The 23,033-nt window shown below is 62.9% G+C and carries 20 protein-coding genes and 1 tRNA gene; 12 read left to right on the top strand and 9 right to left on the bottom strand.

Going from position 1 to position 23,033, the window contains the following annotated elements; all coding sequences use genetic code 11:
• The first annotated feature begins 14 nt into the window (after nt 1-14).
• Complete coding sequence (locus tag NKI15_RS13230; RefSeq protein ID WP_023670068.1) at nt 15-1,427, top strand: aminotransferase; 1,413 nt, start codon at nt 15-17, stop codon at nt 1,425-1,427.
• A 15-nt stretch (nt 1,428-1,442) separates the two neighbouring features.
• Here NKI15_RS13230 and NKI15_RS13225 read toward each other — a convergent pair whose 3' ends face one another.
• Complete coding sequence (locus tag NKI15_RS13225) at nt 1,443-2,645, bottom strand: aromatic ring-hydroxylating oxygenase subunit alpha (RefSeq protein WP_023696407.1); 1,203 nt, start codon at nt 2,643-2,645, stop codon at nt 1,443-1,445.
• Nucleotides 2,646-3,150: 505 nt separating this feature from the next.
• On the opposite strand from NKI15_RS13225, the gene NKI15_RS13220 reads away from it, so the two are divergent.
• Entirely contained in the window at nt 3,151-3,531 is a 381-nt protein-coding gene (locus NKI15_RS13220) for a hypothetical protein (RefSeq protein ID WP_352514783.1), read from the top strand.
• Nucleotides 3,532-3,766: 235 nt separating this feature from the next.
• Here NKI15_RS13220 and NKI15_RS13215 read toward each other — a convergent pair whose 3' ends face one another.
• Nucleotides 3,767-5,857: a hybrid sensor histidine kinase/response regulator gene (locus NKI15_RS13215; protein ID WP_023670065.1), complete on the bottom strand. Its 2,091-nt coding sequence runs from the start codon at nt 5,855-5,857 to the stop codon at nt 3,767-3,769.
• A 222-nt stretch (nt 5,858-6,079) separates the two neighbouring features.
• On the bottom strand, nt 6,080-6,856 hold the full coding sequence (locus NKI15_RS13210; protein WP_352514782.1) for a response regulator: 777 nt from the start codon (nt 6,854-6,856) through the stop codon (nt 6,080-6,082).
• 46 nt (nt 6,857-6,902) lie between these two features.
• On the opposite strand from NKI15_RS13210, the gene NKI15_RS13205 reads away from it, so the two are divergent.
• Nucleotides 6,903-7,607 carry a response regulator transcription factor gene (locus NKI15_RS13205; RefSeq protein WP_023670063.1) on the top strand — a complete coding sequence of 235 codons (705 nt, stop codon included), beginning with the start codon at nt 6,903-6,905 and terminating at the stop codon, nt 7,605-7,607.
• A 71-nt stretch (nt 7,608-7,678) separates the two neighbouring features.
• Here NKI15_RS13205 and NKI15_RS13200 read toward each other — a convergent pair whose 3' ends face one another.
• Together NKI15_RS13200 and NKI15_RS13195 are read right to left on the bottom strand one after the other, a co-directional pair.
• On the bottom strand, nt 7,679-7,849 hold the full coding sequence (locus tag NKI15_RS13200) for a hypothetical protein (protein ID WP_023670062.1): 171 nt from the start codon (nt 7,847-7,849) through the stop codon (nt 7,679-7,681).
• Nucleotides 7,850-7,882: 33 nt separating this feature from the next.
• Nucleotides 7,883-8,215: a hypothetical protein gene (locus tag NKI15_RS13195; protein ID WP_023713277.1), complete on the bottom strand. Its 333-nt coding sequence runs from the start codon at nt 8,213-8,215 to the stop codon at nt 7,883-7,885.
• Between the two features lie 333 nt (nt 8,216-8,548).
• Here NKI15_RS13195 and NKI15_RS13190 point away from each other — a divergent pair, with 333 nt between their 5' ends.
• Nucleotides 8,549-9,010, top strand: coding sequence for a L,D-transpeptidase (locus NKI15_RS13190; RefSeq protein WP_023730774.1), 462 nt, complete (start codon nt 8,549-8,551; stop codon nt 9,008-9,010).
• Between the two features lie 165 nt (nt 9,011-9,175).
• Here the strand turns inward: NKI15_RS13190 and NKI15_RS13185 are convergent, their stop codons facing one another.
• Both NKI15_RS13185 and NKI15_RS13180 read right to left on the bottom strand, forming a co-directional pair.
• A complete protein-coding gene (locus tag NKI15_RS13185) occupies nt 9,176-12,259 on the bottom strand; it encodes an efflux RND transporter permease subunit (RefSeq protein WP_352514781.1) in 3,084 nt (1,027 codons plus the stop codon).
• Nucleotides 12,256-13,560 (bottom strand): efflux RND transporter periplasmic adaptor subunit, encoded by a 1,305-nt coding sequence (locus NKI15_RS13180; protein ID WP_023735209.1) that lies wholly within the window; start codon nt 13,558-13,560, stop codon nt 12,256-12,258. Before NKI15_RS13180 ends, NKI15_RS13185 begins: the two co-directional genes overlap by 4 nt.
• Before the next feature lie 149 nt (nt 13,561-13,709).
• On the opposite strand from NKI15_RS13180, the gene NKI15_RS13175 reads away from it, so the two are divergent.
• From NKI15_RS13175 to NKI15_RS13140, 8 genes are all read left to right on the top strand, one after another.
• Complete coding sequence (locus NKI15_RS13175; RefSeq protein WP_023824982.1) at nt 13,710-14,246, top strand: TetR/AcrR family transcriptional regulator; 537 nt, start codon at nt 13,710-13,712, stop codon at nt 14,244-14,246.
• A gap of 333 nt (nt 14,247-14,579) precedes the next feature.
• Entirely contained in the window at nt 14,580-15,368 is a 789-nt protein-coding gene (locus tag NKI15_RS13170) for a 3-hydroxybutyrate dehydrogenase (RefSeq protein WP_023824981.1), read from the top strand.
• Between the two features lie 140 nt (nt 15,369-15,508).
• Nucleotides 15,509-16,327: a chromate resistance protein ChrB domain-containing protein gene (locus NKI15_RS13165; protein ID WP_352886198.1), complete on the top strand. Its 819-nt coding sequence runs from the start codon at nt 15,509-15,511 to the stop codon at nt 16,325-16,327.
• Nucleotides 16,324-17,715 carry a chromate efflux transporter gene (gene chrA / locus NKI15_RS13160; protein ID WP_023690134.1) on the top strand — a complete coding sequence of 464 codons (1,392 nt, stop codon included), beginning with the start codon at nt 16,324-16,326 and terminating at the stop codon, nt 17,713-17,715. Before NKI15_RS13165 ends, chrA begins: the two co-directional genes overlap by 4 nt.
• Before the next feature lie 237 nt (nt 17,716-17,952).
• Nucleotides 17,953-18,939 (top strand): methyltransferase, encoded by a 987-nt coding sequence (locus NKI15_RS13155; RefSeq protein ID WP_352514780.1) that lies wholly within the window; start codon nt 17,953-17,955, stop codon nt 18,937-18,939.
• A 375-nt stretch (nt 18,940-19,314) separates the two neighbouring features.
• Nucleotides 19,315-20,520, top strand: a complete 1,206-nt coding sequence (locus NKI15_RS13150) for a pilus assembly protein TadG-related protein (protein ID WP_460221833.1) — start codon at nt 19,315-19,317, stop codon at nt 20,518-20,520.
• Nucleotides 20,521-20,539: 19 nt separating this feature from the next.
• The gene (locus NKI15_RS13145; RefSeq protein ID WP_245260130.1) at nt 20,540-20,965 is read left to right on the top strand and encodes a TadE/TadG family type IV pilus assembly protein; all 426 of its coding nucleotides are present in this window, start codon (nt 20,540-20,542) and stop codon (nt 20,963-20,965) included.
• Nucleotides 20,955-21,365 (top strand): TadE/TadG family type IV pilus assembly protein, encoded by a 411-nt coding sequence (locus NKI15_RS13140; protein WP_023708223.1) that lies wholly within the window; start codon nt 20,955-20,957, stop codon nt 21,363-21,365. The genes NKI15_RS13145 and NKI15_RS13140 overlap by 11 nt, the downstream gene beginning before the upstream one ends.
• A 277-nt stretch (nt 21,366-21,642) precedes the next feature.
• On the opposite strand, the gene NKI15_RS13135 is transcribed toward NKI15_RS13140, so the two are convergent.
• A tRNA-Arg gene (locus NKI15_RS13135) sits at nt 21,643-21,719 on the bottom strand.
• A 106-nt stretch (nt 21,720-21,825) separates the two neighbouring features.
• Complete coding sequence (locus NKI15_RS13130; RefSeq protein WP_023699100.1) at nt 21,826-22,989, bottom strand: M20 aminoacylase family protein; 1,164 nt, start codon at nt 22,987-22,989, stop codon at nt 21,826-21,828.
• Between the last annotated feature and the right edge of the window lie 44 nt (nt 22,990-23,033).

Below are 23,033 nucleotides of genomic sequence, written 5' to 3'. Positions count from 1 at the left end.
GATGCGAGGCAATGATGGCGGCTGCAAGAGACCTAAGAGCGATGGAAATGGCTGACGGTGGCGATGCGGTCGAGCTGGCCAAGCGCCATCTCATCCAGCCCTGGCCTTATGCCGGCTCGGTCGGCAATGAAGCGCGTGCGCTGATTGGCGAGGGCGATGGCATCTACATCACCGATGTAACAGGCAAGCGACTGATCGACGGGCCGGCCGGCATGTGGTGCATCAATGTCGGCCACCGCCGCGAGGAGCTGGCCAGGGTGATGTACGACCAGGCGATGATGCTGTCCTACAACACGCCCTGGTATACGATGAATGCGCCGTCGGCCGAGCTCGCCAAGCGCCTCGCCGATCATGCGCCGGGCGATCTCAGCCATACCTTCTTCACCACCGGCGGATCGTCGGCTGTCGAGACGGCACTGCGCTTCATGCAGTTCTACAACAATGTGCGCGGGCGGCCGGAAAAGAAGCTGATCCTCAGCCGCGGCGGCGCCTATCACGGCTCGACCTATCTGTCGGCCTCGCTCAACGGCCGGCCGCGCGACCGCGACTGGATGGACGGCGCCGACGATCTGGTCGTCAAACTGTCCTCGCCAGACCCGTTCCGGCGGCCGAAAGGCATTGACATCGCCGCCTTCTGCGATTTCCTGGTCGATCAGTTTCGCGATACGGTCGCCCGCGTCGGCGCAGAGAAGATCGGTGCTTTCGTCGGCGAACCGGTGCAGGCATCCGGCGGCGTCGTCGTGCCGCCGGATGGCTATCTCAAGCGCATTCGCGAAATCTGCAGGGACAACGATATCCTCTATATCTCCGATGAGGTGGTGACCGGCTTCGGGCGGCTCGGCCATGTCTTTGCCTCCGGCGATGGCTTCGGCATCGACCCCGACATGATCACCTTCGCCAAGGGCGTTACATCAGGCTATTTCCCGCTTGGCGGCGTCATCATCTCGGAGCGGCTGCTTCAGGAAATGCGCCGTTCCAACCATCCCGATGCGATGTTCGGCCATGGCCTGACCTATACCAGTCATCCCATCGGCTGCGCGGTGGCGCTGAAGAACCTCGATATCCTGGAAGACAGCGTGCTGGCCCACACGCGCGATGTCGCGCCCTATTTCCAGGCGCAGTTGAAGACGCTGGAGGAACTGCCGCTGGTTGGCGAAGTCCGCGGCATGGGCCTGATGGGCTGCGTCGAGTGCGTAGCCGACCGCGAAAGCAAGGATCCGCTGCAGCTCGACAAGGATGTCGGCAAGCGCATCGACGCGCATTGCCACGAACTCGGCCTCCTGGTCCGGCCGCTGATCAACATGTGCGTGATGTCGCCGCCGCTGATCATCACGCGAGAGCAGATCGACGACATGGTGGCGATCCTGCGCGAAGGCATTTCGCGGACCATGGATGATCTGCGCAAAGAGGGCGTGTGGCAGGGGTGACTGGCAGTTCCGCCCCTACACCTGCGAGCGCATAGCCTCATTGAGGTTCCACATGTCCTTCTCCTCCGGCGCCGTCTCCAGGCCCAGCACCGGGATCTGCTTGCGCAGATGGTCGTGGTGGGTGCGCACACCGTATTCGAGGTCGGAGAGATAAAAACCCTCGAAGGCCTCCGAGATCATGGACTCGTTTGACCAGACGGAAAGCTGCACGTCCTCGTTCATGGTATCGCGGTCGATGCGGTAGGCGAGATAGCGGGCGGCCGCCTGTTCCCGGGTCTCGTCGGGGTAGCGGTAGATGGCGCCGCGCAGCAGCGTCTCGCCGGTCGACAGCGGGAACTCCTGATAGAACTGCACCGATTCCGGCATGATCGACAGCGCGTTGTTGGGGAAGATGCCGTAATAGATCCAGGCCCTGCGCAGATGCTCCGGCAGGTGTGAGGCATCGGGCGTGAGCTTGATGTATTCGCGCACGCTCCAGCGCCGGCCGGCATGCGGATTGTAGGTGGCAAACGAGCGCGACACGCCGTTGATGAACGGCTCGTCGAAATAGGTCGAGCCGTAGAGATCCTGCAGCGCCGGATGCGCCATGGCGACGTGGTAGCCTTCATTGTCGACGTCGCGCACCGACTTCCAGTTGACCGGCGTTTTCTGTGTCCAGATGCCCCAGGACGGCACCATCTCGGCCACGTTGTAGTGTGCCATCTCGGCCTCGATCGGCTTCAACAGTTCGGCCACCGAAGGCTGCGGGCCGCCCTTGCGAAAGCGGACAAAGATGAAGCCCATCCATATCTCAAGGTCGAGCGGCATCAGGCCGAATTCGGTCTTGTCGAGCTCGGGGAAGGAGCGCGGCCGGGCGGCGCCGCGCAGCGTGCCGTCGAGATTGTAGACCCAGCCATGGAACGGGCAGACTAGCGCGTTCTTGCAGGTGCCCTGGCTGTCGGCGACGACGCGGCTGCCGCGATGCCGGCACATGTTGTTGAAGGCGCGCACGACGCCGTCCTTGCCGCGCACGATGAGCGCCCGCTCGCCGACCACGTCCATAGTCAGATAGTCGCCGGCATTCGGCACGTCGCAGACATGGCCGGCGATCTGCCAATGGTTGCGGAAGACGTATTCCTTCTCAAGTTCGAGAAGCGCGTCGGAGTGATAACTCCAGCCCGGCAGACCCCGCCGGTCCCAATCATTGGGGATCGCCACGTCACGGAGATGCGGGTTCATAAAAAAGCTCTTCTTTTATTGAATACTCATTCAATAAAACCATATTTTGCATTGAAATGCAATGGCTTGTAGAAATCTGAACTTTTCAAGTCGGCACAACAGGGCCGGCTGAAAGCCAGAAAATCCCGGAATATCCGGGCGTTAACCGGGGTCGTGAAATAGCTGTCCGGCATGCGGATTTGGCCGTGCCGAGCTTGCAAACACGGCCCGCTCCGAGACGAAAAATACCTGGCGTCCCGCAAATTCGATCCGCAGTGTGAGCTTGTTCATAGTGCGGCCGACAGGAAGCGGGCTTGGTCCGTTCGCGGCCCGCCTGTCGTCAACATTTGATTGCCCGCATGAAACAGCTTCGCAAACGCATCTTGCCGTCGGCACATGACCGGATCTGTCCGGATATGCCCGAATTTCTTGTTTCAAACCTGTTACGCGGGCAAGCCAAGCGCATCATTCGCCCGTTACCAGGCGCGCTTAGGTTCGTTTCATAAGAAAACGAAGGGGAGCAGCAATGCATACGAAAGTCGAGATCACTAGCAACGAACGACGCGCCAAACTGGCACTGCGTCAGCGCGCCAGCGACCATCCGGTTGCGATGTTCTCCATGCTGGGCGCCTGCGCTCTGGCCGTCATGTTCCTGACACCGGCTTCCGGTCCGGCTTTTGCTTCGCTCAACCCGCCGGCCAATGTTGTCCAGGGCGCGCCGACCACCATCAAGACCGCCCGGCTGCCGGAGCCGGAAATCGATTTTGCCTGCCAGGGTCAGGCCTGGGGCGCCGAGAGCGCGGAGTGCCTGTGCGTCATCGCCGCCCAGTCCGGCGTGCACAAGGCGCGTTCCGTCCGCATGATCGCCAACGCAGCGCCGCTGACCACGACACCCAACGTTTTCTGAACCTCCCGAGCGCTTCCTCCCGCGCTCGTTCTTGGCTCCCGCCGCTTCCCTCGGTCGGGAGCCTCTTTTTTAGGGCCTATCGATATTCGGATGAGGCCGCCCTGCGCGTGGAGGTTCCCTGCGCTTCCGGTGCTCGCGTACTTCAAGTACGCTCCGCTCCAGTTCTCGGGAACCACCATTCTCGACTCGGCCTGACCCGAATCTCGATAGACCCTACGTGGGTGCTTCCGAAAACTTAGCCGGCGGCGGCGACCTGGTCGGCTATTGCCGAGAGTACGCCGCGGACGTCCAGCGTCGAGAACGGCTTTTCCAGGATTTGCGGGCGCTGCGGCGCCGGCAAGGCTTCGATCTCGGCCTTGGCGCCGATCAGGTCGCCGGTGACCAGCACGAAGCGTTTGGCCAGCGCCAGGTTGTCGGCGAGCAATTCGCGGTAGATGGCAATGCCGCTGGTGCCGGGCATGCGCAAGTCGGAAAAAACGATGTCTGGCGGCATGTGGCCGGTCAAGGTCGCCGCCGCCGACGTCCAGGCCGGCACAACCCGCGACTTGATACCCATCAGTTCCAGGATGTCGGAGAGGGAGCCGGCGACGTCGGGTTCGTCGTCGATGATCAGCGCATGGCGCAAGCCGCTGGAACGAGCCGGGCTGTCGCCGGCTGCTGCCGCGCCGCCGGTGATTACCGGCAGCTGGACGACGAAGCGCGCGCCGCGCGGCAGCACCTCCTCGAACCAGATATTGCCGTTGTGGCGCTCGACGATCGATTTCGAGATCGACAGGCCGATGCCGGTGCCGACGCCGACCGGCTTGGTGGTGAAATAGGATTCGAAGATGCGGCTGCGGATCGCCTCGGGAATGCCCGGTCCGTTGTCCTCGACCGAAAACCCGGGGTTGCCGCGATCGCTGCGGAATGTCCGCACCTTGATCAGGCGGTCGCCGCCGATACCGGCCAGAGCGTGTTGGCTGTTGATCAGGAAATTGGCGGCCACCTGCGTGACGTGGTCGGCATCGGCCATCGCCAGCAGCGGGCCGGGCGCGAAATCGGTGTCGATGATGATGCCGCTCGAGCGTGCGCCATAGGCGGTTACTTCGAGTGCGGCGCGGATCACCTGGTTGAGATCGGTCTCGGCCTGCGCCGCCGGATGCAGGCGCACCATCGACAGGAAGCTTTTGACGATGCGGCCGCAGCGCTCGGCGGCGGCGCGCACTTTCTCGGCGCGAACCTTGGTCTGCGGGTCGGTGGCGAATTCATGCAGCAGCGTCGACTGCGCAACGACCACGGCGAGCGGGTTGTTGAGCTCGTGCGAAACACCGGCCAGCAGCGAACCCATCGCCGCCATCTTCTCGTTCTGGTGCAGTTTTTCGCGCTGGCGGTTGATCTCTTCTTCGGCGCGCAGCTTATCGCGCAGATCGCGGATCGAACCGAAGATGAGCTGACGGTCGGCCACCCGCATCTCGGTCGCCGTCAATTCGATGGGAAACACCTCGCCGGCCGCATTCTGTGTCACGGTCTCAAGCCGCTGGCCAACCATCGGCGCGCCGCGGCCAGACATGTATTCGGCGCCCGAGACATAGCCCTTGCGGTAATATTCCGGCACCACGGTATCGAGCAGGTCCTTGCCGAGGATGTCGCTGCGCTGATAGCCGAACATCTTTTCGGCGGCCGGATTGAATTCGATGATCGAGCCGGTCTCGTCGATGACGATGATGGCGTCGAGCGACGCCTGCAGCATGGTGCGGCGGATGACTTCGCTGGCATGGGCGTCGGACGGCGAGTGCTCGATGGCGTCGCCGATGGCGAGCGCGATGATGTGCATCGTCGCCTCTTCCTCTTCGGTCCATTCGCGCTCGTTTAGGCAGTCATTGACCGCGAACGTGCCCCACAGATGACCGTGCGCGAACACCGATACCGACAGGAACGACTTGATGTGCTGCTTTTCGAAATCGGCCCTGAGGAACCCGTCGAGATCGCGCGTATGGCCGGCGAAGATCTTGCCTTGCCGCTCGTCCTCTCCAATCCGCTCCAGCAGCGGATCGGTATCGACGATCGACTGCATGATCACCGTCGGCGAAGCCAGTTCGCCGCCGAAGCGAGGATCGATCCAGTAGGCGGCGACCGATTGGGCGAAGCCCTGGCCGGGCAATTCGCGCAGCCTGAACAGGATGCCGCGCTGGCAATTCATGGCGCTGCAGAGCGTTTCGAGGATGGTTTCCATCTCGCGCTGCCAGTCGCCGGCATCGCGCAACCGGCGGACGACGCGCACAGCCGCCATCGCGGCGCTCTGGCGAGCGCCTTGCGGGTCCATGCGTGGTGCTGGTTCAGCGGTCATGTCAGCCATCAGTAAAGGGCCGTCGAATTAGGCAGCTATGGAGCATTTCACGAAAAAGGTGAAACGCTCCATGTTTCAATGCAATCCCGAACGGAAAATCGCTACGCACTGTTCCTGGAATTGCTGAAGCGTTCACCGTTTCACGGAAACGGAGAAGCCTCTATCTCTTTGTTTTCACGCAATTCCGGGCGGAAAACCGCCTACACTTTTCCTGTAATTGCGCTAGTGCCCGTCACCGGTCGGCAGCGAGAAGATATAGCCTTCGCCGCGCACTGTGCGCAAAAATTTCGGATTGGCCGGATCGGTTTCGATCTTCTTGCGCAGCCGCATGATGCGAATGTCGACGGCGCGCGACGATTCAGGATCCTCAACAAAACCAATCGCCTCGGAGATCGCCGATCGCGTCAACAGCCGGTTGGCGCGGGTCAGGAAAACCTCCAGCACATCGAACTCGCTCTTGGCCATGTCGATGACGGCGCCGTTGGCGCCGGTGACAAGCCTGCCGTCTAGGTCGGCCTGGAACGGGCCGAAGGTCAGGCGGCGGCCGCCCTCGGCTTGTGCTTTCGCCGCCTGGGGCGGGCTCGGCTGCGGAACGCGGCGCAGCACGCTGCGCACACGAGCCAGCACCTCACGCAACTCGTAGGGCTTGACGATGTAGTCGTCGGCGCCAAGCTCCAGCCCGACAATGCGGTCGAGTGCGGTGCCGGCAGCCGTGGCATAGATGATGCCGACCGGTATTTTCGAGCGCAGCCAGCGGCCGAGCGACAGTCCGTCCTCGCCCGGCATGGCGATGTCGAGAATGGCCAAATGAAACGATTCCGTCTCCAGCAAGGCGCGCGCCTCGGCCGCGCTTCCGGCCTGGGTCACATCGTAGCCGTTGGCGCCGAGATACTCGGCGACCGCGTCCCGGAGATCGGGCTCGTCCTCGACGATGACAATCCGTGCCCGCACTATGGCCTCGCTCCCGCTTTCAGCGGAAAGTAGATTGGGTATAAACATGATGTCCAGCACTCATATCCGGTTGCGGGGGAACGGGAAGAAAAACATGGCTGCACGATCCGTCATCGCGCTGGTTTCCGTCGCCGATGTGGTGGCCGGCGATCTTGCCGATCATCTCGACCGGCGCGGCCATGACGTGCGCGAGGCGCGGCAGCCCTGGGAAGCTGAATCCCTGCTTTCGGCCGGAGGCATCGATATCGTCATCGTCGGCGACAGCCTCAGCCAGGCGGAGGGGCGGGACCTGCTCAGGCGTTATGGCGGCGGCCAGAGCGCGGACGGGAAGGCGGGGCCGGATTTCATCCTGATCTGCCGGCCGGCCGATCTGGTCGACAAGGTGCTGGCGCTCGAGCTTGGCGCCGCAGATGTCGTCGAAAGTCCGCTCAATGTCAGGGAGCTTGCCGCGCGCATCGGCGGCCTGCTGACGCGGCGCGGCAGGTCCGCCCAGGAACTGATCGTGCTGGAAAATGCCACCGTCGATTTGCGGTCGGCCATCGTCATGCACCGTTCGGGTACGGAAGAACAGCTGTCGCCGGGCCAGGTGGCGCTGCTCAGGCTGTTTCTGGCCAGCCCGCGCAAGGTGCTGACGCGCGACGACATCATTGCGGCGGCGCCCGCCGAAAATGCCGATGCCTTCGACCGCTCGATCGATTCGCGCATCGTGCGGCTGCGCCGCAAACTCGACACCGAAACCATCACAACTATACGCGGCGCAGGCTACCGGTTCGACCCGCCGACGCAGCGCGCCGACTGAGGGTTGGGAGGCTGGATTGTTCCTCGGCTCGCCCAAAAAAGCTGCGCAATCTTGGGCGCCATGCATAGGCGTCAGCGCACCACCAGAAGCGATGGTCCCGACGGCAATTCGCTGGCGACTACGATTTCGCTGGCGGCATGCGCGCGGTCCTTCAGAAGAACCGTGGCGAGACCGGCAAAGCCGAGCAGGCCTTGTGCATAGAGCAGTACCGAAAGCACGGAGGCTGCAGATTTCGTCTTCATCGGTTGTCCCCAAAAATCAGAACCGCGGGTGCTTCAGGATAAACCCGAAGTGCCCGCGTCGCCCACGGAGCCCCCCGTTGCGACGCGGGCCTTCGGTCCTCTCGGCAGCAAGTTGCCGGAGGGGCCGCGCATCCACTTCAACCCGAGGCCGACCCGCCAGAGGGCCCTGAGACGGTTGATGCGCAGACTGGAGACAATCCAGACCAAGGCTATGAACAGCGCGGCATGCAGCGTCGAAATCTCACCCGAATTCATCACCGCCAGTTTCGTCATCGGGGTGCCGGCTACTGTGCCGATGCCGCCGACGACAAATGCGGCGATGCTTATCCTGAAGTACCAGGACAGGGTGGTCGATTTGATGCTCATTTTCGTTGGCGCCGGCTGTTCTCGTTGGGATGACTGTGCCGCGAGCCTGTAACCAGATCATGCCGCCCAGGCCGCGCTTTGTTGCAAGTCGGTTTCGAGCGAAGCCGATCTTCTTTCATATAAGGACATCAGCACTTTCGTTTGGGGGCGCGGTGCGTGATCGGGAGTGCGCAGCGAAGACGGGAGCACGCTCCTTGTTGTCCACCTTGCTTGTTAACCCGAGGAAACAGATTCGAAACACAAACGAGCGTCGATCGAAATCAGCCTGAAACATGACGCAGGGATAAGCGGCCATCGAATTGACGCCGGCCGGGCCGGCAAAGGGGAGCCATCATGTACAAAGCCATTTCCGCCAAACTCATCAACGTCGCCGCCGCCGCTGCCGGCGCCGCGCTTCTGCTTGGCGCTGCCAACAGCACCGCCCATGCCGCGGCAAACCAGATCGTCGCGCGAGTTTCGCTGTCGCAGCAGACCATGGAAGTGCTGGTCGATGGCCGGCCGACTTTCGCCTGGAAGGTCTCGACCGGCGACAGTGCGCATGTCACGCCGACCGGCTCGTTCAAGCCGACCCGCATGCACGAGATGTGGCATTCGAAGAAATACGACAACGCGCCGATGCCGCACTCGGTCTTCTTCAGCGGCGGCTACGCCGTGCATGCGACCAACGCCATCAAGCGGCTGGGACGGCCGGCGTCGCATGGCTGCGTGCGGCTGCATCCCGACAATGCCGCCGACTTCTACCAGTTGGTCGAAACCTTCGGCCCGACCAACACCAGCATCGTCATCGTCAAGTAGCAGACTGCGTTTGGAGCGATGGTGCAGCGCAGCCGGACAGGTCATGCCGCACCGCAAGTTCCCGCCTTGGAGCTCCATCGGGGCTTCGCGGTAAATCAATCCAGTCAAAAAAAGAGGCCGGAAATTTCCGGCCTCTTTTCGTTTGTTCGCTGACGCCGTTCGCGCTCAGTCCGCGTGCACCGGCATCAGCTTCGGGTCTGGCTTTTCGGCGTGGTGCGGCAGGTCCTTGCTGGCGATGAAGGTGTAGAACATCGGCACCACGAACAGGGTGAACATGGTTCCGACCAGGATGCCGGTGAAGATTACGAGGCCCATCGAATAGCGCGCCGCCGCACCAGCACCACTGGACACGATCAGCGGCACGACGCCGAGCGCCATCGCCGCTGTCGTCATCAGGATCGGCCGCAAGCGCACCTTGGCCGAGGCGACGATCGCATCGCGCCGCCTCATGCCATGCAACTCGCGCTGCTGGTTGGCGAACTCGACCAGAAGAATGCCGTGCTTGGTGATCAGACCTATCAGTGTGATCAGGCCGACCTGCGTGTAGATATTGAGCGTTCCAAGCCCCAGATTGAGCGGCACGATGGCGCCAAAGATCGACAGTGGCACCGCCATCATGATGATCAGCGGGTCGCGGAAGCTTTCGAACTGCGCCGCCAGCACCAGATAGATGACGATTACGGCGGCTGCGAACGCGATAAGGATCGTGTTGCCTTGCTCCTTCTCCTGCCGGGACTGGCCGGAATAATCGATGAAGAAGGTATCGGGCAGGCTCTCCTTGGCAAGGTTCTCCAGGGTCTGCAGCCCGTCGCCCGTGGTGACGCCGGGAAGCGGCAGCGCTGATATCGTCGCCGAGTTCAGCTGGTTGAACTGCTCGATCGCGGCCGGCGCGGCGTTGGTCGAAATCTTCACTACCGCTGAAAGCGGCACCATTTCGCCGGTCACGCTACGCACGAAATATTCGCCGAGCTTCTCGGGATTGTCGCGGAATTCCTTCGGCACCTGCGGGATGATGTCGTAGCTGTTGGAATCGCGGTCGAACTGAGCCACTTCGGCGCCGCCGACCAGCAGCGTCAGCGTCTGGCCGATGTCGGCGATCGGCAGGTTGAGAGCCGCCGCGCGGTCGCGGTCGATGGTCACCGTCACCTGCGGAGCGTCAAAGGACATCGAGTTTTGCACGACGATGAAGCGGCCGGAGGCCTGCGCCTTGTTCTTAATCTGCTCGGCCGCCTCGTAGACCTCGGCGGAACCACCGGTCGAGCGCACCACCATGGAGATCGGCAGGCCGCCGCCGGAGCCCGGCAGCGTCGGCGGCGCGAAGACGAAGGCCTCGACGCCGGCCACCTTGCCGAGGCGTCCCTGGATATCGGATTGAAGCTCCTTTGAGTTGCGCTGGCGCTCGGCCCAATCCTTGAAGGCGAAGCCGACAAAGGCGCCGTTGGTGGCGCCGCCAAAGGCAACGGCGGAGAATTGCGCCCTGGTTTCGGGAATGTCCTTCACCAAGCCGAGGATCTGGTTGACGTAGGTCTCGGTGTAGTCCGAGGTCGCGTAGCGCGGTGCCGTCACGATCGACAACAGGAAGCCCTGGTCCTCTTCCGGCGCCAGTTCGCTCGAGGTCTTGGTGAACATGAAGCCGGTGAGCGCAACCAGCGCCACGACCATCAGCAGCGTCACCGGTCGATTTCTCAAGGAGGCGGTTACCGCCCGCTCATAGACATGCTCGACACGGCTGAAGGTTCCGTCGACGACGCGCTGGAAGCGACTGTGCGATCCCGCCTTGAGCAGACGCGCCGCCATCATCGGCGTGATGGTGACGGCTATGAGGCCGGACAGCACCACCGAACCTGCGAGCGTCACCGCGAACTCGCGGAACAGCGCACCGGTCAGGCCGCCGGTGAAGGCCAGCGGCGCGAACACGGCGGCGAGCGTGATGGTCATGGCCACGATGGCGGAGAAAATCTCGCGCATGCCGTTGAAGGCCGCCTGCATCGGCGACATGTGGTCCTCCTCCATGTGGCGATGGATGTTCTCCACCACCACGATAGCGTCGTCGACGACAAGGCCGATGGCCAGCACCATGGCCAGCAGCGACAGAAGGTTGATCGAATAGCCGACCGCAAACAAAAGGAAGCAGACGCCGACCAGCGACAGCGGGATGGTCACGATCGGCATCATCACCGAGCGGAATGAGCCGAGGAACAACAGGATGACCACGACGACGATGGCGACGGCTTCGGCGATGGTCTTGAACACTTCATCGATCGAGGCGCTGATCTGTTCGGTGGAATCGTAGACGATTTCGATGGTCATGCCTTTCGGCAGCGTCTCTTGAATTAAAGGCACGATCTTGTGGATCGCCTCCGCCGTTGTCAGCGGGTTGGCGGCCGGCGTCGGGAAGATGGCGAGGAAGGTGCCGGGCTTGCCATTGAAGCTCACCCTCGTGTCGGTGCTCTCGGCGGCAAGCTCGACTCGCGCCACGTCGCGCAAGCGCACCACCTGGCCGTCCGTCGAGCGCAGCGGAAGCTCGGCAAAGGCCTCAGGCGTCTGCAGCGTCGAGCGAACCGTGATCGAGGAGACGACATATTCGTTCTCGGTGTTGCCGGGCGCCGACAGGAAGTTGGAGTTGTTGATCGCCGCCAGCACTTCGGCGGCGGTGACGCCACGCGCAGCAAGCTTGACCGGGTCGATCCAGACCCGCATCGAATATTCCTCGGCGCCGAAGATCTGCACGTCGGCGACACCTTCGACCGTCGACATGCGGGGCCGCACGACACGCTCGATATATTCGGTGAGCTGCTCCTTGCTCATGTTCGGATTCTGCATCGAGATGTACATCATCGCGAACTCTTGGCCGGTGCCCTTGACGATGACCGGGTCCTTGGATGCATCCGGCAAGGTGCCGCGTACGCCCTGCACTTTCGACAGGACCTCGGTCAGCGCGACATCCGGATTGGAGCCGAGCTTCATCTGGACGACCACAGTGCTCGAAGACGGCCGGCTGGACGAGGTGACGTAGTCGATGTTCTCGGTCGAGGCGACGGCCCGCGCGATCGGGGCGGAGATGAAGCCCTGGATCAGGTCGGCGCTGGCGCCGGGATAGGCGGTGGTGATGGTGATCGCCGTCTCGTCAACCTTGGGATACTGCCGGATCGACAGGTTGAAGATGCCCTGGAACCCGAGGAGCAGGATCATGCAGGCGAGGACGGTGGAGAGGACCGGCCGGCGAATGAAGATGTCGGAAAAGTTCATTGCTGAGCCTGCTGGTTAGCCGACTTGCTGGGATCAATGGTGTTGTCGACAGCGACGGACATGCCGTTGAAGAGACGGTTCTGACCGGCGGTGACGACCTCGTCCCCGGCCTTGATGCCCTCGATGATCTCGACCATGCCGTCGTTGCGGCGGCCGGGCTTGACGAACACCTGCGACAGCACGAGCGCCGGCTTTTCCGGTTCTGCCGCGGGCTTCGCGGGGTCGACAGCCGGCTTGTCCGCGGGCTTCGCCGCGGCGTCTTCGGCAGCCGGTTTCGCGCCGGCCGGCTTTGCATCTGCCGCCGGCTTTGCCGCGTCGGCCCCTGCAGCAGGCTTTTCCTCGGGTTTCGCGGCTGGGGCGCCTTCCGCCGGCTTCGCCGGAACGACGACGAAGACGAAGTCGCCATAGAGGCTCGACGTCAATGCCGTCTGCGGCAAGGACAGAATGTTTTTCTCCTGCGGCAGCTCGACGCGAACCTGGACGAACTGGCCGGGCGTCAGCTTGCCGTCGGGGTTGGCGACCTCGCCGCGCACGGACACCAGGCGGCTTGAAGCGTCGATCTTGGGATCGATGCCGCGAATGGAGCCGGCAAACGGCATGTCGGCGCCGCCGCCGGTGCCGCCGAGGCCGAGCCGCACGGCCTGGCCTATCTTGAGCAGCGGCAGCTGCTGTTCGGGTACCGAGAAATCGACCCGCATGGTGTCCAGATCCTGCAAGGTCACCACTGCGTTGCCGGGCGAGAGATATTGGCCGAGGTCGATCTTGGGGATGCCCACGGTGCCGGCGAAAGGCGCCGTCAGCTGCTTCTGATCAAGCACGGCCTGCAGCTTGTTGACCTGCGCGGCGGAGGCCGATGCAGCGGCTTGAGCGGTGTCGAGCGTGGCATCCGTTCCGACGCCGCGCCGCTGCAGTTCCAGCGCGCGTTCGAGCGCCGTCTTGTCGGACACGGACTGCGCCTTGGCCGCGACGAGATCCGCGCGTTCGACGGCATCGTCGAGCTGCAGCAGGACCGAATCGACAGGCACCTTCTGGTTGGCGTGGAAAAGGATGTCCTTGACGATGCCGCTGGTCTCGACGGTAAGGTCGACACCGCGCACGGCGCGTACCGTGCCGATCGCCTCGACGCCCGGCGTCCAGTCGGAAGGCTTGACGACAACCGTCGATACGGTCGTCGCCGGCGGCTTCATGGTGGCGAAATACTGTTTGATAGCGTTGTCGCGGAACAGGTTGAAGCCGACAACGCCGACGCACACCAGAGCGAGCAGAAGCAGAATTGCGGTGATAGAGATGAAGCGCTTCACGAACTGTCCCCTCGGCCGGTTTCCGGCAAAATAGCCGAATAGCGGGACACTTATCGACGCCAGGTCCCGATTACAAATGACGGCGAACTTACTGTACCGTCTGGACGGTCTTGTCAATTCCGCCTAGGCTGGTGCGGGGGAAGGGATCGATGAAGACCCAAAGGGCAAATTCGCGCGACAAGATACTCGCCGCCGCCGCCGATGTCGCACGTGAGGCCGGTCCCGGCAGCCTGTCGCTTGACGCCGTCGCCAGCCGCGCCGGCGTGTCAAAAGGCGGCCTGTTATATAACTTTCCGACCAAGGCCAAACTGATGCAGGGCCTGGTGGAGAATTACCTGCGCGCGTTCGAGCTGGCGCTGGAATCGGGCCGTGTCGCCGGCGCCAGCGGTGAGAACCTGCTCGCCACCTATATCCGGCTCTCGGCGGATGATTGCGAGGAGCCGAAGCCGACGGCTTCGTGGATATTCTCGGCGATCGCCGAGGATCCGGATTTCCTGACGCCGATAAAAGCCTTCAAGTCGCAGCTGCTGCAGCGGCTGAAGAGCGAGACGCCGGACCTGAAGACGCTGCTGGTCTGCTTTCTGGCCATCGAAGGGCTGCGCAGCATGAACCTCTTCGATTCCGACGTGCTTTCCGCCGACGAACGCCGCTTGCTGGTATCGGCCCTGCTGGAGATTGCGGGATAGCTCAAGGCGTCGGGTCGAAGAAGCGATACGGGCCGGGCGGAAAGGACGGTTGGTGAGCGGCATGGCATAGCCACGCATCACGACATCGGCGATTTCAAGCTACAGCCCCCCTGATTCGTTGGATCGATGGTTCAGGAATGACTGCGCGAATGCGCGGCCGACTATGTTGCGCCGCACCATAACACTGCCGTGTCAGCCTTGAGACGGCGCTCGGCGAGGCCGGCAAAGCGCGTTTTAGGGCTGTGATGGCGCCGACCTATGGTTATGGCGTTGTCATGTTGTGGCGCACAAACTATGTGCCTTTGTAGTCCTCCTAACAGTCGCGAGATCTCCATGGGTTCCCTTTCTTCGAAGAATGCGCTCGTCACCGGATCGACCAGCGGCATTGGCCTGGCCATTGCCCGCGCCCTTGCCGCCGAGGGCTCCAACGTCACGATCAACGGCCTTGGCGAAGCCGCGGCGATCGAACAGGAGCGCGCCGGCATCGAGAAGGATTTCGGCGTCCAGTGCCGCTACTCCGGCGCCAACATGATGGACGGCGCAGCGGTGACCGCCATGGTGCGCGAAGCCGAGCAGGCCTTGGGCAGCCTCGACATTCTGGTCAACAATGCCGGGATACAGCATGTCGCGCCAATCGAGGAGTTTCCCGACGACAAGTGGGAAGCCATCATCCGCATCAATCTGCTTGCCGCCTTTTACGCGATCAAGGCCGTGGTGCCCGGCATGAAGGCGCGCAAATGGGGCCGCATCATCAACACCGCGTCGGCGCATGCACTGGTCGCCTCGCCGTTCAAGTCGGCTTACGTCTCGGCCAAGCACGGCATAGCGGGTCTGACCAAGACGGTAGCGCTGGAAGTCGCGCAGGACGGCATCACCGTCAACGCCATCGCGCCCGGCTATGTCTGGACGCCACTGGTCGAAAAACAGATCCCCGACACGATGAAGGCGCGCGGCATGACCGAGGAACAGGTCAAGCGCGACGTGCTGCTGGCAGCGCAGCCCACGAAGGAATTCGTCACCGTCGAGGAGCTCGCCGCGCTGACGCTGTTCCTGTGCTCTGACGCAGCCAGACAGATCACCGGCACAACCTTGCCGATGGATGGCGGCTGGACGGCGCAGTAGGCGCGGTCCCCCGGCGCCGCTCTTTCCTTGACAAAGACGAAGGATCAATCCAGCATTGTGGCAAGGGGTTCCTTCGCGACGACCCCGTGAGGCGTCAGCCCAATGATCGCGTCCAAACTCTCACTCTGGAGGTGGACGCCATGCCGTCAACAACCGCAATCACCGTAGCGCAGCTTTCCCGCCTTGTCGGTCTGTCCGACGCGCCTGTTCTTGTCGATGTCCGCATCGACGAAGACTACGACGCCGATCCGCGGCTGCTTCCGGCCTCGTGCCGGCGCGACTTCAAGTCTGTTTCGAGCTGGGCGGCCGAGTTCACGGGGGCTCATGCTGTCGTCATCTGCCAGAAGGGGCTGAAGCTCTCGCAAGGCGTTGCCGCATGGCTGCGCCATGGGGGCATTGCTGCCGAATCCCTTGAAGGCGGCTTCGAGGCGTGGCAGGCGGCCAAGGGACTTCTGCTCAAGGCCGACAAGATACCGCCCCGCGACGACAAGGGCCGCACGGTCTGGGTGACGCGTGCCCGCCCCAAGGTCGACCGCATCGCCTGTCCCTGGCTGATCCGCCGCTTCGTCGATCCCTCGGCGGTGTTCCTGTTTGTCGAGCCGTCTGAAGTGCTGGCGGCCGCCGATCGGTTTGGGGCGGTTGCCTTCGACATCGACGACGTGTTCTGGAGCCATCGCGGCGAGCGCTGCACCTTCGACACGATGATCGAAGAGTTCGGGTTGCGGTCCGAAGCGCTCGATCGCCTTGCGCTGATCGTGCGTGCAGCCGATACGGCGCGCCTCGATCTCGTACCGCAGGCGGCCGGGTTCCTCGCTGCATCGCTCGGGCTGTCGCGCATGTTCCGCGACGATCTCGAACAGCTTGATGCCGGCATGCTGCTCTACGATGCGTTCTTCAGATGGTGCCGCGATGCCACTGACGAAACCCACAATTGGCCCAGCGCGGGCAAAGCGCCATGAGCGCCCTCGCCGCGGACGACGATGCACAGGCTACCGAGGCTCCGGTGGTCCCGACCTTCCGCCAAGCCGCGAAACTGTGGGCAAGGATCGGCCTGCTCTCCTTCGGCGGGCCGGCCGGACAGATCGCGCTGATGCACAAGGAATTGGTCGAGGATCGCCGCTGGATCGGCGAGCAGCGGTTCCTGCATGCGCTCAACTACTGCATGCTTCTGCCAGGCCCCGAGGCACAGCAGCTCGCCATCTATATCGGCTGGCTGCTGCACCGGACCGCCGGCGGCCTCGTCGCCGGCATCCTGTTCGTGCTGCCCGGTGCGTTTGTCATGCTGGGCCTCAGCATCTTCTACGTGCTTTACAATGATGCGCCCGTCATCGAGGCGCTGTTTTTCGGCATCAAGGCGGCGGTGCTGGCCGTCGTCGTCGAGGCGGTCCTCCGCATCGGCAAACGGGCGCTCAAGAACCGGGTGATGGTGGCGATCGCGGTGGCCGCGTTCCTTGCCATTTATGTCATCAGGCTGCCGTTTCCGCTGATCATCCTGGTTGCAGGGCTGACCGGCTGGATCGGCAACCGCTTGGCACCGGCGCGTTTTTCCGGAGCCGCACGCGGCAAGGACAATTTGCCCGATGTCAGGGGCGCCGTCGACGTCATGTTCGAACGCGGCGACCTCGCTCACACCAAGCCGACGAAATGGCACGCGCCGCGCACCATCGCGATCTGGCTGCCGATCTGGCTCGGGCCGGTCGTACTGATCCTGGCGCTGACCGGCCCTGCCAGTGTTTGGGCACAGCTTGGCGGCTTCTTCAGCCTGATGGCGGTGGTCACATTCGGCGGCGCCTACGCTGCGCTCTCCTATGTCGCGCAGGCAGCGGTGACCTCGTTCGGCTGGCTGGCGCCGGGTGAAATGGTCGATGGGCTTGGTCTGGCCGAGACGACGCCGGGACCATTGATCCTGGTGCTGCAGTTCGTCGGCTTCGTCGCCGCCTATCGTCACGCCGGTGCGATGGGACCGCTTGTGGCCGGATCGCTCGGCGCATTGCTGACGCTCTGGGTGACGTTCGTGCCGTGCTTCTTCTGGATCTTTCTGGGTGCCCCCTACATCGAGGCGCTGCGCGGCAACAAGGCGCTGTCGGCGGCGCTGAGTGCGATCACGGCGGCTGTGGTCGGCGTGGTGATGAACCTTGCGCTGTGGTTCGCACTGCATGTCGTCTTCGGCGCGTTGCACCGTTTTGGTCTTGGGATGGAGCTACCGGTGCTGTCGTCGCTGGATTGGCGCGCCGCGCTGCTGGCGGCGGCCGCCATGGTCGCCATGCTGAAACTGAGGATCGGCATGCTGCCGACATTGGCCGGCTCGGCGCTGGCCGGACTGGCGCTGCTGGCCTTGCCTGCGTAGCGTCCGAAGGCGCGACCAGCCATTATCACAGCCGGATTTTTGAGGTATGCCGGGCCGGCGCACAACGGTCGCGGGCGCTGGTAGGATCAGCGCCGGCCCCGGAGATACGCTTTACGTCGAACCCGATACCGCCAAGCTGAACCTGCTCGACGCGGAGAGCGGCGCGCTGGCGAACTGATTTGACGAGGTTGGCCGAGCTGTTCAAAGTCGATCCTGGATCGCACAACGGGATATGACATGGTGGATTCCGATCGGATCGACAAGCTGATCGCAGGGGTGCCCCCCGCCTTGGCGCTTCGTGCCGGGCTGGACCTTGGCATCTTCACCCGGCTCGGCGGCGATGCTGCGACTGCCGACAGCCTTGGGGCAGCGCTCAAAGTCGAGCCCGCTCGTCTGTCGCGGCTCCTCTACGCGCTCGCCAGCATCGGTCTCCTCGACGTCGAGGATGGTCAGTTTCGCAACGGAGCCGAAGCGTCGAAGTTTCTCGACGCGTCCAAGTCGACCTATCGCGGCGGCGATCATGTGCTGCTGCGCGAACTCTGGGGAGCCGACCTTTTGACCGCAGAGTCGCTGCGGCAGAACCGGCCGGCCGCGCTGCACGACTTTTCTGAAGCGGGGCCAGAATCCGCAGCGGCCTTCAGCCGCATGCTCGCACCGGGAGGGGTGATTTTCGGCCGGAATCTGGCCCGTGAGCTGGACCTCTCGGCGGTCCGTTCGGTGATCGACATCGGCGGCGGCGCCGGGACCATTCTGGTCGGACTTCGCGAGCGATGGCCGCATATTGCGGCGACTTTGATGGAACTCCCGACGGTCGCAGCGGTCGCACCAGCGATCCTGTCGGAATACGGTGCCGGCGATGTGGTTGTCGAAGAAGGCGACATAACGGTCGCGCCATCGACCGGCCGGCATGACTTGGCAATCCTGAAGGCCGTCGTCCAGGTCCTGCCGCCGGACCAGGCGCGCAGTTCGATCCTGAACGCGGCGCGTTGCCTCACCCAAGGAGGCGAGATCGCAATTGCGGGGTGGGGTGTCGTCGATGACGACCGTCTCGGCCCGCCTGAGGGTGTGTTTCTCAATCTCACCTTCCTGAATCTCTATCGCGCAGGCGAATCGTACACGGAAGGTCAGTATCGCGCGTGGATGACCGAGGCTGGGTTCCGGGATATTTCCAGGTCGCAGCTGACCGACGGCACCACGTTGTTTCGTGGGCGCCTCACGGACTGAACGTGGCTGGAGTGGTTGGTTTCGGGCGTGTGGCCCTCAAAGCCAGCCCCGGACGGATTGCACAAAGTTCCTGAGGCGGCGTGAGCCGATCTTTCCCCTTACCGGGCAGCGCGGTGTCCCCTGTCTTCTCGATAGCTTCTTCGCAGAGGGGGCATTTAAATGTCACTTGGTCGACAACAAAGTTCGCGATAGCGGCATATTTCGCATTCATCGATTCTGGGGCGGTACCTCCGACAGGATGATGCGCGGTCGCTGCAATTGCGCCTAGCACGTTCGACTACGTCGAATCGGAATGGAGTTTTTAGACATTCGTTTATCTATTCGTGGTTTCTAATACATATGGCATCCAACGCGTTCACCCGGATTTGGTTTGCTTTGGGCCGCCCAACGCGCGCCACGAACGGTAACGTTGCCGTCATCTTTGCCTTCACCTTGCCGGTCGTGGTCGGCGGCGCCGGCCTCGGTGTCGAGACATCCCTCTGGTACTACAGCAGCCTCAAGCTGCAGGCCGTCGCCGATGCCGCGGCCTATGCCGGTGCGCTCGAGAAAGTCGCGGGTTCCGATAACCCGACCATCATTGCCGCCGCCACGCAGTCCGCGACCTCGAACAATTTTGCCACGCCGGGCACGATCCAGGTCAACACGCCGCCATTGTCCGGCCCGAACACCGCGAAGAAGGCGGTAGAGGTCATCGTCAAGCAGAATCTCGATCGCTACTTCACGGCGATTTTCAACCAGGCGCCCGTTGCCGAACAGGCAAGGGCGGTGGCGCTGATCAATGACGCCTCCAAGGCTTGTGTGCTGGCGCTCAGTCCCTCGGCCTCCCAGGCTGCGCTCTTTTCCGGCAACACCACCGTCAACCTCACCGGCTGTTCGGTCATGTCGGACTCGATTGCCTCGGACGCCATAAAGACGCAGGGCTCGGCTGTGCTCAAGGCCGACTGCCTGATCACGGTCGGCGGCATGGTGCTGAACAATCCAGCGACCACGGTCTGCAAGTCCAACATCACCCGAGCCTTGCCGGCAGCCGATCCTTTCTCCGGCTTGGCGACGCCGACAGCAGGCAACCCTTGCAAGAATGTCAACGGCAACAAGACGTCGCAAACACTCCAGCCTGGCACCTACTGTAGCGGCATGAGCCTCAGCGGCAACGTCACCCTGCAGCCCGGCGTCTACGTCGTGCAGGGCGGTATGAAGGTCAACGCCAACGCGGTCGTCGCCGGCAGCGGGGTAACCATCTTCATGGCAGGCAGCAACACCGTCAGCATGAACGGCAACGCCAAGGTGACGCTGAGCGCGCCTACCTCCGGAGCCTATTCCGGCGTGCTGTTCTACGGCGACAGGACCGGGACCGCGGCGCAGAGCACCTTCAACGGCACCGCGGCCTCGCTTTTGACCGGCGCCATCTATTTCCCCAGGCAGCAGGTCAACTACCTTGGCAACTTTTCCGGGAACGGCGGCTGCACTCAGGTCGTCGCCGACACCATCCAGTGGTCCGGCAGTACGACCATCAAGCAGGACTGCACCAGCCTCGGGATGAAGAACATTCCGGCGACGCAATCCGTTCAGCTCGTCGAGTAGCGGGATGGGTGGGCGGACCTTGCGCATTGTCCTGGACAAATCCGGGATAGCTGCCGTCGAGTTTTCCATGTTGCTGCCCATCCTGTGCCTCGTCTGCCTCGGCATCGCCGACGGCTGGTCCTACGTAACGAGTTACCTGCAGATGCGCGCGGGCGTTAAAACCGCGGCCAATCTCGTAATGGCCGGCGCGTCCAATGACACCGGAACGCAGGCGGTCGCGCTTTCGAGCTGGAACGACAAGCCCGAGGACGCCGCGGTCGTACTGGTCCGCTCCTATTTGTGCGGCGCCACGGTCGTGGATGCGACCACCATTTGCGGCGGAACGAAGCTGCCGACCGTCTTCGTCCAGATAACGGCGACGGGCACCTGGGTGCCCCCGTTTAACTTCGGTGTCTTCCCGGACCCGCGCGCGATCAGTCATCAGCAGGTGATCCGTGTCCGCTGAAAGGATCGGATCCAGGTGGCGCCGTGACTGCTCCGGCGCAGCCGGGCTGGAATTCGCCTTGATCGCGCCTTTCCTGGTGATGCTTTTGTTCGGAATCTTCGCCTTCGGCTGGGCCATGAATGCCGTGTCGACCGTCCGCTATACACTGGAAACCTCTTCCCGGGCGCTGCAGCTGAACAACACGCTTTCGCAGAGCGACATCCAGGCCATCGCCACGCAGAAATTGGTGAACCTGGGTCTGAAGAACGTCATTGTGACGATCGCGACCGACCCTGCCAGCGGCGGTTTCAAGATGGCGCATCTGACCGCCAGCTATGCTTTCGTCATCGCTTTCCCGTATTTCGACCAGTATCCGATAAATTACGCCACGACCGTCACGGTGCCCCTGGTTGCCAGCTAGGATACGGCCGGCTTCGTTGAGTTGGCGGCGCCGAACTCAGACGGTAACGGATCGACTGGGAACCATCGCTCGATCTGGAATTGTACTTGCAAGAGGTCGATTCTCTTCGCGGCTGTAGATGCTTAAAGCTCGCTCCTGAGACCTCAGGGATGGACTTTTTCTATGGAACTAAAGTCAGGCTGCTTGCTTGGTCGCGTCCGTGAAAATCACCGAAAACCAGTCCATCAGTGCTGCACATGCCGACAGGCTATCTCAGTCACCAAGCCTTTGATCTTGCTGGTGATCCCGACAGGAATCGAACCTGTGACCTACAGATTAGGAATCTGCCGCTCTATCCTACTGAGCTACGGGACCACGCGGCCCGACACATAGCCGCTTCCGATCGTTTCGCCAAGAGGCTCGCCGAACGCAATGAAGAGGCCGGCCGAAGGCTAATCGGCCGGCCTTTCGTCGGGGCAGGTCAGGCTGCCAGCGCCGTTTCGGCCAGTTTCACCCAGTAGCTCATGCCGTGCGGTATGACTTCGTCGTTGAAGTCGTAGGCCGGATGATGGAGGCCGGCGGTCTCGCCATTGCCGATGAAGATGAAGGCGCCAGGTCGGGCTTCCAGCATGTAGGAGAAGTCTTCGCCGCCCATCACCGGCTGGATGGCGCGGTGGACCTGGGTGTCGCCGGCGACATGTGCCGCGACATCGCCGGCAAAGACCGTTTCTTCCGGATGATTGAAGGTCACGGGATAGTTGGCGTCATAGTCGACAGTGATCGTCGCGCCGAAGGCGGTGGCTATTCCTTCGCAGATGGTGCGGATGCGCTCTTCCGACTTCTTGGCGATCTCTTTCTTCAGTGTGCGCACCGTGCCGGCAATCTCGGCGGTCTCGGGAATGACGTTGTAGGCGTCGCCGGCGTGGAACTTCGTCACCGAAACCACCACCGCCTCGACCGGATCGGTGCTGCGCGAAGCGACCGTCTGAAGGGCGCCGACCAACTGGCTGGTGATGACGATCGGGTCGATCGTGCCGTGCGGCATCGCCGCATGGCCGCCGCGGCCCTTCACGGTGATGGTGAACTCGGCGGTCGCCGCCATGATCGGGCCCGGCCGGATGGCGAACTGGCCCACCGGCAGGCCCGGCATGTTGTGCATGCCAAAGACGCGCGAAATATCGAAACGCTCCATCATGCCGTCCTTGACCATCTCGTTGCCGCCGCCGCCGCCCTCTTCCGCCGGCTGGAAGATGACCGCGACCGAGCCGGCGAAATTGCGCGTTTCGGTCAGATATTTGGCGGCGCCCAAAAGCATCGCCGTATGGCCGTCATGGCCGCAGGCATGCATTTTGCCAGGAATGGTCGAGGCATAGGGCTTGCCGGTGATCTCGTTGATCGGCAGCGCGTCCATGTCGGCGCGCAAGCCGATGGTCGCGCCTTGCCCCTTGCGGCCATGGATGATGCCGACGACGCCGGTCTTGCCGAGGCCCGTCACCACGTCGTCGCAGCCGAATTCCTTCAGCTTCTCGGTGACGAAGGCGGCGGTCTTGAAGACATCGAAATTCAGTTCTGGCGTCTGGTGCAGATGGCGTCGCCAGCCGGCAACTTCATCCTGCATCTCGGCGGCGCGGTTGAGAATCGGCATAATGGTTCCATCTCGCTATTGGAGCAGACGATCTGGCCTGCTTG

The sequence above is a fragment of the Mesorhizobium sp. M0862 genome (assembly GCF_040319795.1).
In the GTDB taxonomy this organism is placed as follows: Bacteria; Pseudomonadota; Alphaproteobacteria; order Rhizobiales; family Rhizobiaceae; genus Mesorhizobium.
This window is presented reverse-complemented; position numbering and strand designations above follow the sequence as displayed.

Bases quoted from the DNA above. Each gene is read 5' to 3' on its own strand.
- NKI15_RS13230 (WP_023670068.1), top strand. From the start codon at position 15: ATGGCGGCTGCAAGAGACCTAAGAGCGATGGAAATGGCTGACGGTGGC.
- NKI15_RS13225 (WP_023696407.1), bottom strand. From the start codon at position 2,645: ATGAACCCGCATCTCCGTGACGTGGCGATCCCCAATGATTGGGACCGG.
- NKI15_RS13220 (WP_352514783.1), top strand. From the start codon at position 3,151: ATGCATACGAAAGTCGAGATCACTAGCAACGAACGACGCGCCAAACTG.
- NKI15_RS13215 (WP_023670065.1), bottom strand. From the start codon at position 5,857: ATGACCGCTGAACCAGCACCACGCATGGACCCGCAAGGCGCTCGCCAG.
- NKI15_RS13210 (WP_352514782.1), bottom strand. From the start codon at position 6,856: ATGTTTATACCCAATCTACTTTCCGCTGAAAGCGGGAGCGAGGCCATA.
- NKI15_RS13205 (WP_023670063.1), top strand. From the start codon at position 6,903: ATGGCTGCACGATCCGTCATCGCGCTGGTTTCCGTCGCCGATGTGGTG.
- NKI15_RS13200 (WP_023670062.1), bottom strand. From the start codon at position 7,849: ATGAAGACGAAATCTGCAGCCTCCGTGCTTTCGGTACTGCTCTATGCA.
- NKI15_RS13195 (WP_023713277.1), bottom strand. From the start codon at position 8,215: ATGAGCATCAAATCGACCACCCTGTCCTGGTACTTCAGGATAAGCATC.
- NKI15_RS13190 (WP_023730774.1), top strand. From the start codon at position 8,549: ATGTACAAAGCCATTTCCGCCAAACTCATCAACGTCGCCGCCGCCGCT.
- NKI15_RS13185 (WP_352514781.1), bottom strand. From the start codon at position 12,259: ATGAACTTTTCCGACATCTTCATTCGCCGGCCGGTCCTCTCCACCGTC.
- NKI15_RS13175 (WP_023824982.1), top strand. From the start codon at position 13,710: ATGAAGACCCAAAGGGCAAATTCGCGCGACAAGATACTCGCCGCCGCC.
- NKI15_RS13170 (WP_023824981.1), top strand. From the start codon at position 14,580: ATGGGTTCCCTTTCTTCGAAGAATGCGCTCGTCACCGGATCGACCAGC.
- NKI15_RS13165 (WP_352886198.1), top strand. From the start codon at position 15,509: ATGCCGTCAACAACCGCAATCACCGTAGCGCAGCTTTCCCGCCTTGTC.
- chrA (WP_023690134.1), top strand. From the start codon at position 16,324: ATGAGCGCCCTCGCCGCGGACGACGATGCACAGGCTACCGAGGCTCCG.
- NKI15_RS13155 (WP_352514780.1), top strand. From the start codon at position 17,953: ATGGTGGATTCCGATCGGATCGACAAGCTGATCGCAGGGGTGCCCCCC.
- NKI15_RS13130 (WP_023699100.1), bottom strand. From the start codon at position 22,989: ATGCCGATTCTCAACCGCGCCGCCGAGATGCAGGATGAAGTTGCCGGC.